This window comes from Microcoleus sp. Pol11C2 (assembly GCF_036701505.1).
Classification (GTDB): domain Bacteria; phylum Cyanobacteriota; class Cyanobacteriia; order Cyanobacteriales; family Microcoleaceae; genus Microcoleus.
The window spans coordinates 13991-30383 of sequence record NZ_JAUBQX010000069.1; the positions used below are offsets into that span (position 1 = coordinate 13991).

Genomic DNA, 16393 nt, shown 5'->3' on the forward strand with positions numbered 1-16393 from the left:
GAATGGCTTATTTTGTATGGGTTTGAATTACGCGCCTACAGTTGCATTCTTTTTATTAATCGAGACTTTGCTAAGAACAAGATTTATCATGAATTTTAGCCGATCGCCGACACGAAAATAGGCCCTCGGTAAGTCCCTACTATATAGTCGGCAACTGAGAACTGCTACATTTTACAGCACAAAGGTTAAATGCTGTTGCAAATTAAATAAATTTTGCCTGCTATAAATTACCTCTCTTACGAACAATATAAAATGCGCTGAAAAAAATATAATTAGGTTCGCAGCATCGGACTTCAGTTCTCAAAAGCTACAAGGCCTGATATTGTTTCCGTTTGCATCGGAATAATATTTTTCACCGTGCAGCCCTAGCATCCCGCGCAGAAAAAAAGTGATGTAACCCAAAATGTTTTGAATTCATCACGATAGCAGGTATTTGACAAGTAGTCCGATCGCATTTCAACCCTTCCCAAACCTCAAATTCGGTCAGATCCGGTATCGCAATGTCGATAAAAATTGCTTGCGGTTGTTCAAAGAGCAGCCGCACCCAAACCTTCAGCGCCGTTGGCGACCTATATCGCAGTACAATGAATTAGTAGCAAGTTTTTCAGCAAATACCGAAAAACTATCTTCATCCTCCCCAATCAAAACTTTGGCTGCTGAATCCGCCGCTGGCGATGGCCCGGAACCCCGCGAGCTACGAGAATTTGCGCTTGCCAGGGATATTTCATCTCCCTTAGCAGCGGACATTTCCAAAGGGTTTTCTTCCTCTCCAGGATACAGAATCGGCAGTGTGACAAAAAAAGTCGAACCCACTCCGGGTGAACTTGTGATTTCAATGCTTCCTCCCAAAAACTCCGCCAGTTTTTTGCACAAAGACAATCCCAATCCCGTGCCTTTGACGCCCTTCTGCAAGGGGTTTTCGAGTTGGACAAATTCTTCAAAAATCCGCCTTTGATCGGCTGGGGCAACGCCGATGCCGGTATCTGCTACTGAAAAAGTAACAGTTCCCTCCTCTCCCATTTCCGCAGCAACTCGAACTTCACCTGATTCGGTAAATTTGAGGGCATTAGAAATCAAATTTCGCAAAATCTGAGAAACTTTTCCCTCGTCGGTTGTGAGGATTGGAATTTCGAGAGGATCTTCAAAAATTATAGAAACGGGAGAGTTTGGGGGAAGCAGGGGGCGCATCATTCCTCGCAGGGCGCTGAACAAATCTTCGACTTCAAAATCAGCCACGCGAAGAGTTAGTTTTCCGGCTTCCACTTTGGCTAAATCTAACGAGTCGTTGACAAGTTCTGCGAGAGACTCGGCGGATTTGTAAATGTAACTTACTTGCTTGTCCTGTTCGGCTGAAAGTTCTCCGTCGAGGCGATTTAACAATATTTCGGAAAGGCTCATAATTGCTGTTAGCGGAGTGCGAAACTCATGGCTCATATTGGAGAGAAAGCTGGTTTTGAGTTCGCTGGCGCGCCGGAGAGATTCGGCTTTGTCGTTCAATTCAGCGTAAAGTGCTAGAACTCCGCGATTGGTATCTTTTAGTTGTTGATTTAATTGTACGAGTTCTTCTTGACGCTGGCGGAGTTCGTCTAAAGTGCGTAGTAATTCTTGATTTTGCTGCTGAATTTCGGCATAGGGATCTTCGGGAATTTGGCGTGCTAGTTTGTCAACTAATTGATTTAGTTCGATCGCACTCAGCGCAGGCATATTTTTGGAAAACTGCTTAATTAATTGTACAGCCGTTCCGCGATCGGGCGCCGAGTCGATTTGCACTTCATCCATCAACCGTTTGGCTGCTGCTAAACCGAGTCCCGCGCCGGTTTGCGATCGAAAATTGGGGCTTAACACAGCCGGTAAATCATCAATTCCCGGCCCCGTGTCGGAAATCCGAGTCCGAAAAAGTTGGGGCGATTCCCCTTCCACAATGAATTCTACTTTGCCACCGCCTGCATATTTGAAAGCATTGCGGGCAATTTCGGAAACTGCTGTGGCGATGCGGGTTTGTACTTGGGAATCGAATCCCAGCCCTTTAGCAATTTGGCGAGCTCTTTGGCGTACTTGTACAATGTCTTGTTCAAAGCGGACTTCCGTCGTCAGGATTGGGTAACTCACGCTGCTTCTCTCACCTTGGCTACTATAACTGTCATGTCATCGCGAGTGCGTTTGAAGTCCCGGTAGAGCACGGCTGCGATTAAAGCAGGATGTCTGGAGGCTAAACCCGGGTAGCGGTTTAAATTCCACTGCGCCGCCAAACCGTCGGAGTGCATGATGAGTAGGGACTGCTGCGACCAAGGATAGACAAATTCTGCTACTTTTCGCATCATATGTCCAACTGTGCCGTTGTAGGAAACCATGCTGCGGCTTTGGTTATCTGTGACAACTACACCGCTGATGTTGCCAATTCCGGCAAAACAAATTGTTTGTTGGGTAGGATCTATTTGGGCGATCGCCGCAGCCGCTCCTCTGGTATTTTTTAAAGCAGCGTGCGCCTTCTCTAAAATTGCTTTCGGCCCGAGTTTGGCGTTTTCCTCAAATACACGGACTGCTTCGCCAGACGCTTCCTCCGCCAAATCCCCGTAGCCGAGCCCGTCTGCAACTAAGATCAGGTTTTTGTCCAGGTGATTTTTTACCGCCCACGAATCCCCGCAAATTTTCTCTCCTGCTTTTGGTAAGTGGACGGCCCCTAATTCCAAGTAATTGCTGTTTTGGAAGGCTTCCCGGCTATTTTGGGTCGGTTCCAGCCGCGCTAATAAGGCTGTCCCCAGTTTTGGTACAGAATGAATATCAAAAAAAGTAGAGAGGCGTTTAATTGCCCCCAGTCCAGTTCCAGGGCTTCCCGCTGTAGAAAAACCGTCCCGCATACACAGCGCGACATTTGCCATGCCCTGCCCCCGGTCTAGCGCTACTATTTCAATGCTATATCCTGCCGTTGTTTTTGATGTTCGCAGCAAAAGTTCTCCTTCGCGGGCGTGCTTGACCACGTTTTTTGCTGCTTCGGTGGTAACAATTGCCACTTTACCGCGATCGGTTTCGTTAAATCCGACTTCGGTCGCGAGGGCGACTGCGATTCGGCGCGCTTCTCCCACTTGACTTTCTTCTGTTACGGGCAGGGCTACGGCATCTATCATTTTTTATCAGCTCTAATCATGAAATCCTCCATACGCCAACCCTCTCCGGGTATGGGCTGGCATTCCAAGAATCACTTCTTGGCTTTGCTGGTTGCTTTTTATACCAATTTAAAAAAAGAAGGCAACTATACGCAAGCTCCAATCCCGATCGTCCTCAGTCATTCCCAATGCTGTAATCTAAAATCTCAACTCTCAAATCGTATTACTTCCTCACCGCCAGCGGACGATCGCAATTTTAGTCCCCTTACCCACTTTGGAAACAATCTCAAATTCGTGCATCAACCGCTTGGAACCACTGAGCCCCAAACCCAAACCGTGATTAGAAGTATAACCGTCAGTCATTGCCAATTCGATGTCTGGAATTCCCGGGCCATTGTCTTCAAATATCAGCTTCAGCCCTTTGCGGGTTCCTAATTGGAGCGTTTCGAGAGTTACAGTTCCCCCTTTGCCGTACTCTACAGTATTGCGGGCGAGTTCGCTGGCTGCGGTAACGATTTTCGTTTGGTCTAGTAAACCGAATCCCATTGCTACAGCCCAAGTTCGCACTTGCTGTCGGACGTGGACTATATCGGATGACGATCGGATTTCTAGTGTCTCACGTTTTGACATGGCGGCTACTGTACCAAAATAGAACTTCTCCCCAAAATATAGGACTTACGATCATCAACTTAGTTTCTCCTAATAGGACTTACGCACTTACTACGATTTTCTCTCAAAAGAGAAGATAGTGTCGGAATCTGAAACCCTTGATTTAACCCCCTTGAGTGCGTAAGCCCTCTCCTAAGAAATCTTCAGTTTATCAACAAGGTATCTACAAACAAACTAGGTTTCTTGACTGCCTGTGCCTCAGTCAGGGGACAATTAATCGACTGCTTACCCTTGCTCGTCAACAGACAAACCCAAGGATTTTCTTAACAAAATCATGCCTTTTTCAACGCTTAAAGCTGTGCGAACACCTGTCAGGGAAAGCCCCAACTCAACGAGCGTAATAGCTACTGCTGGCTGCATTCCTACCACAACTGTTTCCGCATCTAAAATTCGCGACATACTAGCGATATTGTTGATAATACGCCCGATAAAAGAATCAACAATTTCTAGAGAAGAAATTTCTATCAACACACCTTTGACGCCTGTTTTGACAATGCGGTTGGTCAGGTCATCTTGCAGCGTCATTGCTAAGCGATCGTGCATATCTACTTGAATTGTTACTAGCAAAAATTCTCCCATTTGAAGAATAGGTATTCGTTCCACAAATTCACCTAATTGTTAAGTTTTACTTGATTTTTTCTGTCATAAGGCAATATGTTTATCTTTCCTCTTTAAGATTTTTTATAGTTAAACCTTGGCGCTGCAACGCAACTTTAAAAGCATCTGCTAAAGTAGCTTTTGTGAGGATATCCTGCAAGTCAACTCCTAAGTGAACTATGGTTTGAGCTATTTGCGGGCGAATGCCACTGATGATGCACTCAGTACCCATTAAACGGGCGGCGGCTACAGTTTTTAATAAATGTTGAGCAACTAAAGTGTCAACAGTCGGCACGCCTGTAATGTCTAAAATCGCAAATTCTGAGCCGGTTTCCATGATTTCTTGCAACAGAGTTTCCATTACTATTTGAGTGCGGGCACTGTCGAGAGTCCCGATCATGGGTAAAGCGAGAATGCCTTGCCAAAGTTTGACTACGGGTGTTGACAATTCGAGCATTTCTTGCTGTTGGCGTTCGATGACTTCTTCGCGAGCTTTGAGAAAAATTTCTGTCACCCAAAGGCCAAGCTGGTCTAATAAACTGGTGGAAAGCCAAAGTTGTTCGACCAGTGCGTCGCGATTTTCTGTCAGTTCATGACAAAGCCGATCGAACAATGGCTTTTTGAAGCATAAAATGAAACTCGCTATCTCTGAGGGAGTAAACCCTCTCTGAACGCGCGATCGCGAAACTTCTGCTAGCAGCACCCGCATATTTTCCCATTCGGGTGTCTGGATGTCGCTAAAGTTACCGTTCCCGACTGCAATGTGGAGCAATTGCAGGAACTCTTGACACTCGGAGCGCAATTCTTTGGCTCTCATCAAGTCGTCCCGCCGCAGCCCGGTATTTTGCAGTTCTTTGAGCCAGTCTGCTAGTAACTCTGCTTTGTGTCTTTGTAGGATTTCCGCAATCGTGTTATTGCTTGTGAGTTCCATTAAAATTATCTCCTGCTTAGCAATTGGGATGAAGTTGTACGAGCGATTCCCTACGGGATAGCTTCGCCGCGCGTACCAAGCGTGTTTTTTGATGGGGCAACTTCTGAGTTTAGCTCACTGTTTGCTGTTTGCGATCAAGGGTTAAGTACCTAATTGTAAAATGCGTTTGACGATCGCACTGGTAGAACTCGGAACTTCTATTTCGATCAAGGAAATCTTGCCACCTCCGGCGATAACGGCCGGCGCTTCCGGCAGAGTTTCGACTTGATAGTCGCCTCCTTTAACGTATATATCAGGCTTCAGGATATTTATCAGTTTAGTTGCTGTAATCTCGGAAAAAATTACTACGGCGTCTACTGGTTTGAGAGCGGCTAACACTTCGGCTCGCTGATTTTCGGGTACGATCGGGCGGGGTGGCAATCCCGGCTGCTGCGGTTTGATAGCTTGCACGCTGGCGTCGCTATTCAATCCCACCACGAGCGATCGCCCCAAATTTTTTGCCGCCTGCAAATAGCGGACGTGACCGCAGTGCAGGAGATCGAAGCAGCCGTTAGTAAACACGATCGGACGCCACTTGTCCGGATCGGATGCGATTAATCTTTCAAGTTCTCTCAACGTATAAACATCAGAAATCATTGCAGTCATTACCACCCAATTTTAACAGCGCTCAAAATTATCCTACCAAAAAATGTGATACTTTGCAGTTTCGTTATTAAAAAAATCCTCAATCAATCTTCCACTCATTAATAGTTACCTGTAAATAAAATTTAATTAGTAAATACTAATTTTAAGCCATACTATATAAGTAAAAATTACCTACGAAGCGAATTTAGAAAACATAATTTTCCAGTAAAAAAACAGTTAGCGTCTATCGGTGACTGCCGTATCATGCTGTTGGTAATTTGAGGTTAAAAAGGTTGGCAAACAATTATTTATTCCCGCCCTCTCTTATATCAATTACTATAAGACAAGGGATTTAGTTCCACTGCATCGGGCAGGCGATCGGGGAGTGAGAGCCATAAGGGGTGAAACCCACCGAAACGCGCTCCTCCTGTGTCTATTATTTCTGACACCGCCGCGCGAGCGAAAGCTAGTTAAAATAACCGAACCCAAGCGTGCAGAACTGATCTTTACGCTGGATTCGTCAGACTATAGAAGAAGCCAGCAGTTGCTTGCTCCTGTTTCTGGGCGCAATCTTGACCAAGCTTTACAGCCAACCCAGAAGCGCACAGCCTCCTGTGTCCAACTGTATATAGCTGTACACAAACTCGACCTTTTGGGTCGCAACCGCAGCCTGTGAAAACCCAGAGGAAAGTCGAGTTCGGTACCCGAAGCAGCTATTTTGGTGGAAAATAGCTAAACTCGTTCAACAAAATCCACTCAACTACGCCCTTGAATCTAACGGTGTAGAATTATCTAACACGAATTATGAAAGCAAGTAATAGCCGTCAATTTTCTTCAGTAGCTGCTCGAACTCTCAAAGTAGTCGGGATTATCTTGATTCTCTCTGCTTTGCTTGACTGCATTGTTCTGTCGCTGCCGGGAGAAACTTCAGACCTTCTCAATCGAGGCTGGCAGTTGACTGCTGCAACTCAGATAGTTGACAAGGGCATTATTCCTTTGATCGGTATCGCCCTCCTGATGACTGGTTTTTGGGTTGACAGCAGCAGTGGAGTCTCTATTGAGCGACGCAACGTTTGGCTGGACTTGCGATTCTGGGCGCTGTTGATTTCCAGCGTGTTAGGTCTAGTTTACCTATCTCTGGTTCCCGTTCACCTCAACAATACTCGTTTGGAACTCAAGGATGCTCTGGCTCAAGTCGATCAAGAAGCGGGACAAGCGGAAGGTCAACTTGAGGCACAACTTAAAAGCCCTCAATTTAAAGCTCAGGTAGAACAGCTCAAAAGCCAGCGTCGCACCCAGATAGGGGCGCTGCTGGAAGACAACGGGAAGCTGCAACAAGCACTCAATAGTCCAGAGGTTCCCAAGGAATTAAAAGCTGTGCTTGAGGAGTCGAAAAATGACCCGAAAGCCCTCGACAAGTTCTTGGAACAGCAAGCTCAATCACTTCCCACTCAAGCTCGCAACGAGATTCGCACCCGCAAGCAACAAAAAGAGAAAGAGTTAAGAACTCGATCGAGAAATTCGAGTTTGCAGACGGGAATCACCAGTTTGCTGTTAGCGATCGGCTACATTACTGTTGGTTGGACGGGATTGAGAAGTATGGGAATTATGCGGTTCGGCCGCCGCAAAAATTGACCGGCGCTGGCAGGGATAGCGCTGGTCGAGACATCCCTGAGAAATAGTTTGTTTACCCAATAGTTTGCCCTTACTGAAAGCTGGGAATGTTCTCAATTTATATTCTGACTTACAACGAAGAGATTGATATCGCCGCTTGCATTGAATCGGCACTGCTTTGTGACGATATCATTGTAGTTGATTCTTTCAGCACCGATCGCACCCTTGAGATTGTTCAGAACTATGCCGTGCAAACAGTGCAGCACCGCTTTGAAACTCACGGACGCCAGCGGACTTGGATGCTCCAAGAAGTCCCGTGCAAGTACGAATGGGTTTACATCCTCGAAGCTGACGAGCGGATGACGCCTGCACTGTTTGCTGAATGCTTAAAGGCGATGGAAAGTCAAGAATATATCGGCTATTACGTAGCTGAAAAAGTAATATTTATGGAGCGCTGGATTCGCCGCAGCACTCAATATCCCCGCTATCAAATGCGTCTCTTTCGCAAAGACCGAGTGTGGTTTACTGACTACGGTCACACTGAACGGGAAGTCTGCAACGGGCCTACTCACTTTTTGAAGGAAACTTACCCTCACTATACTTGCAGCAAAGGTCTTTCCCGCTGGATTGAAAAGCACAACCGCTACTCGACTGACGAGGCGGCTGAAACTCTCCGTCAATTAGAAGCGGGTCAAGTAAATTGGTGGGATTTATTGTTTGGCGCGTCGGAGGTAGAAAGGCGCCGCGCTTTGAAAGATTTTTCTTTGCGCTTGCCTTTGCGGCCTGTGGTGCGCTTTTTCTATATGTATATTTTACTGGGCGGATTTCTTGACGGCCAAGCGGGATTGGCTTGGTGCACGCTGCAAGCTTTTTATGAATATCTAATTTTGCTGAAAGTTTGGGAAATGAAGCATCTACCACTGCCAACTTTAGACGCAGTGGCAGAACAATCTATTTCGGAAGTAGTAACAGTTGAGCCGTCAAAAGTTTCTTATAATCTTGGCGCTTCGGATACTCGAAATTAAAAATTGAGTCTTAAAAATTGGCACTGCTAATTAATACAACTTAAAAAAGAACATGATTTACCCACTTCACTGAATGACAACCCCGTCTGAACATAGATATAATCAAGAACATACCCCTGATACACATCAGAAAAAATGGTAGTTTATTGCGCCTAATTGTCCTTGTCGAAACATAGATATAATCAAGAACATACCCCTGATACACATCAGAAAAAATGGTAGTTTATTGCGCCTAATTATCATTACTTCGGCTTGGCACAATTGGAGGATGATTCTTGTGGGGAGTATGGGTTAAGCGTCCCGACTGCTGTGAAAATACACGCCTTCGGGAGTATGGACACACCTACAAAAAAAATCAAAATCCTCCCGCTATTATGCAACACTCCGCCCTCAGTAGGTCTTTTGACGGGTTTGTCACCCCGTCCAGATATTCACCACCACAACAAAACAAAAAAAACCCGATTTCTTGGAGAAACCGGGTTTCTGAATACCCTCAAATTTTTAGGTTTAATAAAGTTTTGATTCTTCTTAACTCAAAACTCCCACGACTCACAACTTAAAACTCTTGAGATTTGGCCGTTGTTTTGGCCCGATCGAGCTTTAAAATTAACACGCCCAAAGGTGGCAAACACAAGTCGATCGAATAAGCACTGTTGTGGAACCACCACTCCTCAGTCCACTTGCCCCCCAAATTCCCCATATTGCTGCCGCCGTATTCCCGCGCGTCGCTGTTAAACAACTCAGTATAAAAACCTGGTTCCGGCACTCCTACGCGATAGTGAGAGTGCGGCTGGGGCGTAAAATTGCACACCGTCACCACAAACTCGTCGCCATCCTTCTCTCGGCGCACAAATGCCACGACACTGTGTCGGTTGTCGCTGCAATCAATCCACTCAAACCCATCCTCAGCAAAATCTTGACTGTAAAGTGCCGTTTCGCTGCGGTACAAATTGTTCAAATCTTTAAAAAACAGCTTCAACTTTTGGTGCGGCTCGAATTGCAGCAACTGCCACTGCAAATCCCCCCAAACGTTCCACTCGTGCCACTGGCCGAACTCCATGCCCATAAAGATCGTTTTCTTTCCAGGGTGAGCAAACATAAAAGTAAACAAACAGCGCACGTTTGCAAACTTTTGCCATTCGTCCCCGGGCATTTTCCCGATGATGTGAGCCTTGCCGTGAACTACCTCATCGTGGGACAAAGCCAGCATGAAATTCTCGCTGTGGTTGTACCACATACTGAAAGTTATGTTGTTCTGGTGGAACTGGCGGAACCAGGGGTCCATGTGGAAATAGTCGAGCATATCGTGCATCCAACCCATGTTCCACTTGAGGTTGAAGCCCAAACCGCCTACATAGGTCGGCCAAGATACCATCGGCCAAGAGGTAGATTCTTCGGCGATCGACAGCGCACCTGGGAAATAGCTAAAAATGACGTGATTCGCCTGACGCAGAAAATCCGCAGCCTCAATATTTTCACGCCCTCCATATTGGTTGGTCAGCCATTCTCCGGGTTCGCGACAGTAATCCAAATAAAGCATCGAGGCTACGGCATCTACGCGAATCCCGTCGATGTGGTACTTGTCAAACCAAAACAGAGCGTTTGATACTAGGAAATTCCGCACTTCGTTGCGGCCGTAGTTAAATACTAGGGTTCCCCACTCTTTGTGTTCGCCCTTGCGGGAGTCGGCGTGTTCGTACAAGTGAGTTCCGTCAAAGAAAGCCAAACCGTGGCCGTCTTTGGGGAAATGTCCCGGTACCCAGTCCACCAGCACGCCAATGCCGTTGGCGTGGCATTGGTCAACAAAATACATGAAATCTTCAGGTTTGCCGTAGCGGGAGGTTGGGGCGAAATAGCCAGTGACTTGATAGCCCCAAGAACCGTCGAAAGGATGTTCGGCAATCGGCAGCAATTCGATGTGAGTGAATCCCAAATCTTTGACGTAGGGAATCAGCCGATCGGCTAATTCCCGGTAAGTCAGAAACCGCGCCCCGGGATTCAGTTCCGAAACTTGCACTGCTGGTTCTTTTTCCCCATGTGGTAGCACGGCGGGTTCGTCAGTAGCGGCGTGCAGCCAAGAACCGATGTGGCATTCGTAAACCGAAACCGGCTGCGTCAGTTGGTCTGTGTGCCGCCGCTTTTCGATCCAAGCGCTGTCGTTCCAAGTGTAGGTGTCTAAGTCCGTGACAATTGATGCTGTTTTCGGCCGTACTTCTTGCTGGAAGCCGTAAGGATCGGACTTTTCGTAGGGATGTCCGTCTTGGTTTTTCACTTCGTATTTGTAGGAAGTTCCCACGGATAGTCCCGGAATAAATAATTCCCAGATGCCGTTTTGCGATTTCCGCATTTGATGTTTGCGGCCGTCCCAATAGTTGAAATCTCCTAAAACAGAGACATTGCGAGCATTCGGAGCCCAAACGGCAAAATATACTCCTGTGATGCCGCCTACCTCGGTGAGGTGTGCCCCGAGTTTTTCATAAATCCGGTGGTGATTGCCTTCGGAGAATAGGTGCTGGTCGAATTCTGTGAGTTTGGGCGATCGAAAGGCGTAGGGATCGTAGATGAAGCGCTCGTGTTCCCCTTCTTTGACCCGCAATTGATAGTTTGCTAGTTCTGGGGTGTCGATCGTACATTCAAAAAAGTGAGGGTGATGCTCTGATTTCATGGGGTATTCGGCCCTGGCCTCCGGCACAACTACGGATACTGCATCCGCATTCGGCAGATAAGCTCGGACGACCCAGACTTTTTTGCCATTTTCTTCGATCGCGTGAGGGCCTAGCACTTCAAATGGATCGTGGTGCTGATTCCAAACAATGCGGTCAATCTGTTCAAAAGGGACGGTCGCGGGCATAAAACTACTTACCTCAATCTTTTAACTAAATGGCTTTCAAAACCTAGAGCGACGCTGCACTTTACATTTCGATACATTTTTAATCGCTGATCCTACCACTGATTAGCATGATCTTGCCGGCTGCTGCTTCAGCGCGCGCCCTTGCACACACAGCAGGCTGTTGCCTTGCCGGCGGCAGAGCTGGGGTTTTACTGCTAACATCTAAGTATAGAAATATTAAAACAAATTGAAAAATTTATATTTTCCCCAAATTCCCTTGACTTATTATTTAATATGTGATAACTGAAGTTTTCAAACTCTTGTCGATTGGCGGCTGCAGGAGGGTCAACCCTGTAAGTTTTGGGGATCAGTTAATGGTTTACCTAGAATTTTAAGGCAGGGACGATCGCCCGATCGGTAGAATTTCACATCCCGGAGGCTGGGTTTCCCTACAAAGCCCGTGAAGTTGGGCAATACGCTCAAACAGCGAAGGATGCTTAACTCGGTATTGATGAATCAAAGCTAAAGCACTCAGCAGGGCGACTCCAGCAAGCAATATCTGCCATGCTCAAGGCATCGCCTACCAAAAAAGTAGCACCATCCTACCAGCGACGGTGCAATAGGTTTAAAGCAGAACTCATGCTTAACAGAAGTTAGTTTTGTCGAGGCAGGGTTAATACCGAACTGGCAGGATGCCAATTTAATCACTAAACTGGCTCAAAACAGACGGGTAGATTTGCTTGGCGGCACCGACGCGAAACTCGTAGTCAACAAATCGAGTAGCCATGAAGATGGTGTCATCGAGCAAGTCTTCGACGATCATCCAAGCATCAGCTTGCTGTCCTCCCGTATGCGGGCAACAGCGGCGGGGAAGGAAAACGAGACTCGATCGAGTGCAAAATTTTCGTCGAGTCTGCGAGCTCCTCCAGTTGATATTCAGTTGAGGCAGCAGCACTGGCAATGTCCTCAAACATCCTGTCACAGGCTTGAGTTTCAAAACGTGCAGGCCGGGAGTCAAATTTTATAGTTGAAAGGGAATGCTCTTGTAACGCAGCGAATCAGCGGACTTTGCTGCGGTAACTGGACGTACTGAACTTTAGTAGTAAAAGCATCAGACAATCACTACCACCCAACTTGAGACCTAGACCGATGAGATGAAAAAATGCGAGGAGCGAACCATTTTTCACCCCGAGGCTAGGCTCGTTGGGTACCGACTCCGGCAGAGCCCTAGTTAGGGCTTTTTAGGAGTAGGGGCAGGGCTAGTAGTTGGAGTGGCCTTTGGAGATGCAGAAGAAGCAGGGGGAGTAGTAGTAGTGCCAGTGCTGCCAGAGCCGCCCGGAGAGGGGCTAGGGGAGCTGGGGCTGGTGGTTTCTCCTCCGCAGGCGCCGAGGGCTACTGCCAAGCCCACTACCAAAGTCAAACGAATTAATCCCTTGTTCATAAAAACTCCTTAACATTGAAAACCCATCGCAAGGAAGGGAATAGTGTACTTGAGAAACAATGCTGGCACGAATAGCTCAACGATTCGCTCGTTGATTACAATACTGCATTTATTAATAAATTTCACATAGATTATCGCTAACCAGCAAAGATTTCTTTTTTTTGGCAAATCCTGAAGTCAAAGAGACCAGTGGTAGGATGGGTTGGTTGGCTTGTGAGGTATCTTTGGTGGTAAGGATAACCGATCGAACGCAGATAGCCACCACTGGCGATCTGGGAGACAAAAAACTCTTAACCTCAATCAAGCTGAAGCTACCCCACTTTACGTATTGGTGAACTTTATGACCGCTGCTATCAGATCCCCGGATTCTCCCCGCTCCCGCTCGACCCGCAAGCCCGCTGTTGGCCCAGCCAAAAGCAAAGTTACTTCTATTGCCCGAGCTAGGCGGGCGAAGACAGGGCCGGTATTGCCCAACTACTCGCCAGCAGACGAACAGGCTCAGGCTCGAGCGTCCGCATCAGTGCTGAAAGTCTTGCCTAATCGCCAGCAGCAGCCAGTGTGGTTACGATCGCTCCTGCGGGCACAGCGCGCCTCCTCAGTGGTAGCAGTTATGCTTTTGGGCGGTGCTCTGAGTCTCTACGGCTTGACAGTTTACGGCGAGCAGCGCTGGAGTCAGGAGTATCAAAAACTGGAAACTCTGCGCCTCCGGGAACAGCAATTGAGTGCTTCTAGCGAAGTCTTGAAACACCAACTTGCTAAAGAAGCCCAAAATCCCGAAACCGGTTTGGCTCGGCAGAATCCTGGGGATACGATTTTCTTGCAGCCGGCCCCTGAAACTCGATCGCCCGTTGCGGCACCAAATTCTGAGCCCGCTCTCAAGAGTCGAGCGGGTGTGGAAACACCGCTGGGCTATTAAACCTGTGTCAAAGCGGAGAGCGCCCGAGGGCCTGAGTGTCCGAGGGCCTGAGAATTTGAGGATCTAATTTCCTTTTTGACTTTTTTGCCAGTCGCGATCAATTTTCTGCTTCCCCCCGGAAGTTACAGATTAAAAATAATTAAGACCACTTCAAAAAACAGAATTCAACTGTAGGTGTGATCCAAACCCTGATAGGGACTGCTCATGCCAAAGTCGTGAATTTTATCTTTTAAGATTTAAGTTATAAATTCTAAATTCTACAACGCTCTAACTTGCTATTGAATTTTTAATGCCATGAGCTACGACCCCCGTTTTGACCGCTACAGATCGCCTAATTTTAAACGCACAAAACAGGCGGGCGATTCCCTGCGGGATAGCTTCGCCGCGCGCACTGGGTGGGAAAAACCAGCCAAACCTAAATCTTCGGGCAGTTTCGCCCGAACACCACAACAGGCGGCTGCATCTTGGGGGCGGCCGGTGGAGCGTTTAAAGCGCAGCAAGTTCCGTTTGTGGGCCGTGTGGGCGGTGTTGATGCTGGGAGGGCTGGGGCTGGCTGTGAATTTGTTTTATTTGCAGGTGACGCGAGCTCCGGCGCTGCGTAAACAGGCCGAGCAGCAGCAAACTCTCAAAACGAAGCCTTTTGTACCGAGACGCCCGATAATTGACCGCGCAGGGAATGTTTTGGCGATCGACAGACAGGTGTACACGCTCTACGCTCACCCGAAGTTGTTTAACCACTCGAAGGCGGAAATTGCTGCTAAATTGGCTCCGATGCTGGCGATCGATCTGAGTCCGGGAACTACGTCGGAAACTGAATTGATACGCAGGTTTAATCTTGCTGAAAGCGGTATTACAATTGCGGAGTCTCTGCCTCAAGAGGTTGCCGATCGTGTCGCTCAGATGCAAATTAAAGATAGTCTGGTCGATGGCTTGGAGTTGCTGCGACAGCAGCAGCGCTTTTACCCGCAGCAGGAGTTGGCGGCGGATATCCTCGGTTATGTGGACGGGGAACGGAAGGGACAAGCCGGGGTGGAATACAGCCAGCAGAATTTGTTGGAACGATCGATGCCGTCGATTCAGTTTAGCAGGTCGAGCAATGGGAATTGGGTTCCCGATCGGCTGACGGCGGGATTTGTGCAGCTTGATGACTTGAAATTGCAATTGACGATCGACACTCGCTTGCAGCGGGCTGCCCGAACTGCGCTTAAGGAAAAAATGAAGCAACACGATGCGAAGCGGGGCACAGTGATTGTGATGGATGCCCGTAACGGGGAATTACTGTCAGTTGTAGCGGAACCTTCTTATGACCCGAATCAATATTTTAATTTCGATTTGTCGCGCTATAAAAATTGGGCTGTAACTGATGTTTATGAGCCTGGTTCGACTTTTAAAGCGATTAATGTGGCGATCGCTCTGGAAGCGGGTGCGGTGAAACCTAATACTGTGTTTAAGGACGAAGGTCGGATTTTCATGGATGGCTGGACTATCCAAAATTCCGATTACAAATTCGTAGGGGCGCGCGGTCCTTCGACTGTTACTGAGATTTTGAAACATTCTAGCAATGTGGGGATGGTGCACGTAATGAGAAGTATGAAAGCTTCTCTTTACTATCAAGCTTTAGAAAAACTCGGACTCGGACAAACTGCGGGAACAGATTTGCCTTTTGAAGTAACCAGTCAGCTTAAAAATCGAGATCAATTTATTAACTCTCCGGTGGAAGTTGCTACTACGGCTTTTGGGCAAGGTTTTTCGATTACTCCGATGCAGTTGGTGCAACTTAACGGTGCTTTGGCTAACGGTGGCAAGTTAGTGACTCCTCACGTTGTGCGGGGACTTTTTGATAGGGACGGTGAAGCTTATTGGAAGCTTCCAAGGCCGGTTCCGAAGCAGGTTTTTTCGCCGGAAACTACTAAGCAGGTGTTAGAAATGATGGAAACTGTGGTTGATGGTGGTACGGGGAAAGCGGCACAAATTCCTGGGTATCGGATTGCTGGAAAAACGGGTACGGCTCAAAAAGCTAATGCTGGTGGGGGTTATTCTGATAAGGCGATTATTACTAGCTTTGTGGGTATCATGCCTGTGGAGGCGCCTCGGTATGTGGTTTTGGCGGTGATTGATGAGCCTAAGGACGGTACGGGGGGGACGGTGGCGGCGCCGATTGTTGAGTCGGTGATGGAGTCGCTGATTTCTATTGAGAAGATTGCGCCGAGTAAGAAGTAGTTGATTATATCTGAGATGTGGCGTCAGGAATTAACCTCGAATATAGGCATTGCACAGTTGTGGTATGCTATCGATAGCACGCCCGCTGTGGAACAAAAATATTTCAGCTAGTAATAGGCACAGTTTTATGCTTTAAGTAATAAATGACTAATCGAATTGATATGGTCAACATCAAGAGAGACTTAGAGTAACAAAGAGTTTTTCTATGTAGGCGTGATAAATAATGCCTAAGTCTTGTATTTTCTCCTTCAACGCGGGTCATATAAGTTTTACTAACAATATGGTCAGCCTCGTCAATAAACTGGGGATAAACAACGTAACCATCCGTAGCATAAAAAAAACATTTCCACCCTTTAATAATTTTCCATAAGGGCTTAAATGTTTCTGCCGATCTGTCACCTATAGTCCAAGCTAAAATTCCC

The 16393-nt window shown here is 47.3% G+C and carries 15 protein-coding genes; 4 read left to right on the plus strand and 11 right to left on the minus strand.

Features of this window, described 5'->3' with window-relative positions; translation table 11 throughout:
* Positions 1-552: 552 nt before the first annotated feature.
* The 6 genes from QUA42_RS25190 to rfaE2 form a co-directional block, all read right to left on the minus strand.
* Positions 553-2109 (minus strand): ATP-binding protein, encoded by a 1557-nt coding sequence (locus tag QUA42_RS25190; RefSeq protein WP_333141087.1) that lies wholly within the window; start codon positions 2107-2109, stop codon positions 553-555.
* Complete coding sequence (locus QUA42_RS25195; RefSeq protein WP_333141090.1) at positions 2106-3125, minus strand: ATP-binding SpoIIE family protein phosphatase; 1020 nt, start codon at positions 3123-3125, stop codon at positions 2106-2108. Before QUA42_RS25195 ends, QUA42_RS25190 begins: the two co-directional genes overlap by 4 nt.
* A gap of 210 nt (positions 3126-3335) precedes the next feature.
* Positions 3336-3734: an anti-sigma regulatory factor gene (locus QUA42_RS25200; RefSeq protein WP_333141092.1), complete on the minus strand. Its 399-nt coding sequence runs from the start codon at positions 3732-3734 to the stop codon at positions 3336-3338.
* A gap of 264 nt (positions 3735-3998) precedes the next feature.
* Positions 3999-4376, minus strand: coding sequence for an STAS domain-containing protein (locus QUA42_RS25205; RefSeq protein ID WP_333141094.1), 378 nt, complete (start codon positions 4374-4376; stop codon positions 3999-4001).
* Positions 4377-4431: 55 nt separating this feature from the next.
* Complete coding sequence (locus QUA42_RS25210; protein WP_333040028.1) at positions 4432-5301, minus strand: STAS domain-containing protein; 870 nt, start codon at positions 5299-5301, stop codon at positions 4432-4434.
* Between the two features lie 141 nt (positions 5302-5442).
* Positions 5443-5937, minus strand: a complete 495-nt coding sequence (gene rfaE2, locus QUA42_RS25215; RefSeq protein WP_445301366.1) for a D-glycero-beta-D-manno-heptose 1-phosphate adenylyltransferase — start codon at positions 5935-5937, stop codon at positions 5443-5445.
* 792 nt (positions 5938-6729) lie between these two features.
* Here rfaE2 and hpsJ-B point away from each other — a divergent pair.
* Positions 6730-7560 carry a hormogonium polysaccharide biosynthesis protein HpsJ gene (gene hpsJ-B, locus QUA42_RS25220; RefSeq protein WP_333141098.1) on the plus strand — a complete coding sequence of 277 codons (831 nt, stop codon included), beginning with the start codon at positions 6730-6732 and terminating at the stop codon, positions 7558-7560.
* Positions 7561-7646: 86 nt separating this feature from the next.
* Positions 7647-8564 (plus strand): glycosyltransferase family 2 protein, encoded by a 918-nt coding sequence (locus QUA42_RS25225; protein ID WP_333141100.1) that lies wholly within the window; start codon positions 7647-7649, stop codon positions 8562-8564.
* A gap of 556 nt (positions 8565-9120) precedes the next feature.
* Here QUA42_RS25225 and glgB read toward each other — a convergent pair.
* From glgB to QUA42_RS25245, 4 genes are all read right to left on the minus strand, one after another.
* Positions 9121-11415 (minus strand): 1,4-alpha-glucan branching enzyme, encoded by a 2295-nt coding sequence (gene glgB, locus QUA42_RS25230; RefSeq protein WP_333141102.1) that lies wholly within the window; start codon positions 11413-11415, stop codon positions 9121-9123.
* A 370-nt stretch (positions 11416-11785) separates the two neighbouring features.
* Positions 11786-11950 (minus strand): hypothetical protein, encoded by a 165-nt coding sequence (locus QUA42_RS25235; protein ID WP_333141104.1) that lies wholly within the window; start codon positions 11948-11950, stop codon positions 11786-11788.
* Positions 11951-12094: 144 nt separating this feature from the next.
* On the minus strand, positions 12095-12412 hold the full coding sequence (locus tag QUA42_RS25240; RefSeq protein WP_333141106.1) for a hypothetical protein: 318 nt from the start codon (positions 12410-12412) through the stop codon (positions 12095-12097).
* A gap of 213 nt (positions 12413-12625) precedes the next feature.
* Complete coding sequence (locus tag QUA42_RS25245) at positions 12626-12835, minus strand: serine protease (protein ID WP_333141108.1); 210 nt, start codon at positions 12833-12835, stop codon at positions 12626-12628.
* A 340-nt stretch (positions 12836-13175) separates the two neighbouring features.
* Here QUA42_RS25245 and QUA42_RS25250 point away from each other — a divergent pair, with 340 nt between their 5' ends.
* Together QUA42_RS25250 and QUA42_RS25255 are read left to right on the plus strand one after the other, a co-directional pair.
* Complete coding sequence (locus tag QUA42_RS25250) at positions 13176-13751, plus strand: hypothetical protein (RefSeq protein WP_333141110.1); 576 nt, start codon at positions 13176-13178, stop codon at positions 13749-13751.
* Between the two features lie 294 nt (positions 13752-14045).
* Entirely contained in the window at positions 14046-15971 is a 1926-nt protein-coding gene (locus tag QUA42_RS25255; protein WP_333141112.1) for a penicillin-binding protein 2, read from the plus strand.
* 103 nt (positions 15972-16074) lie between these two features.
* On the opposite strand, the gene QUA42_RS25260 is transcribed toward QUA42_RS25255, so the two are convergent.
* A partial coding sequence (locus QUA42_RS25260; protein ID WP_333141113.1) for an IS1 family transposase occupies positions 16075-16393 on the minus strand: 319 nt, incomplete at its 5' end.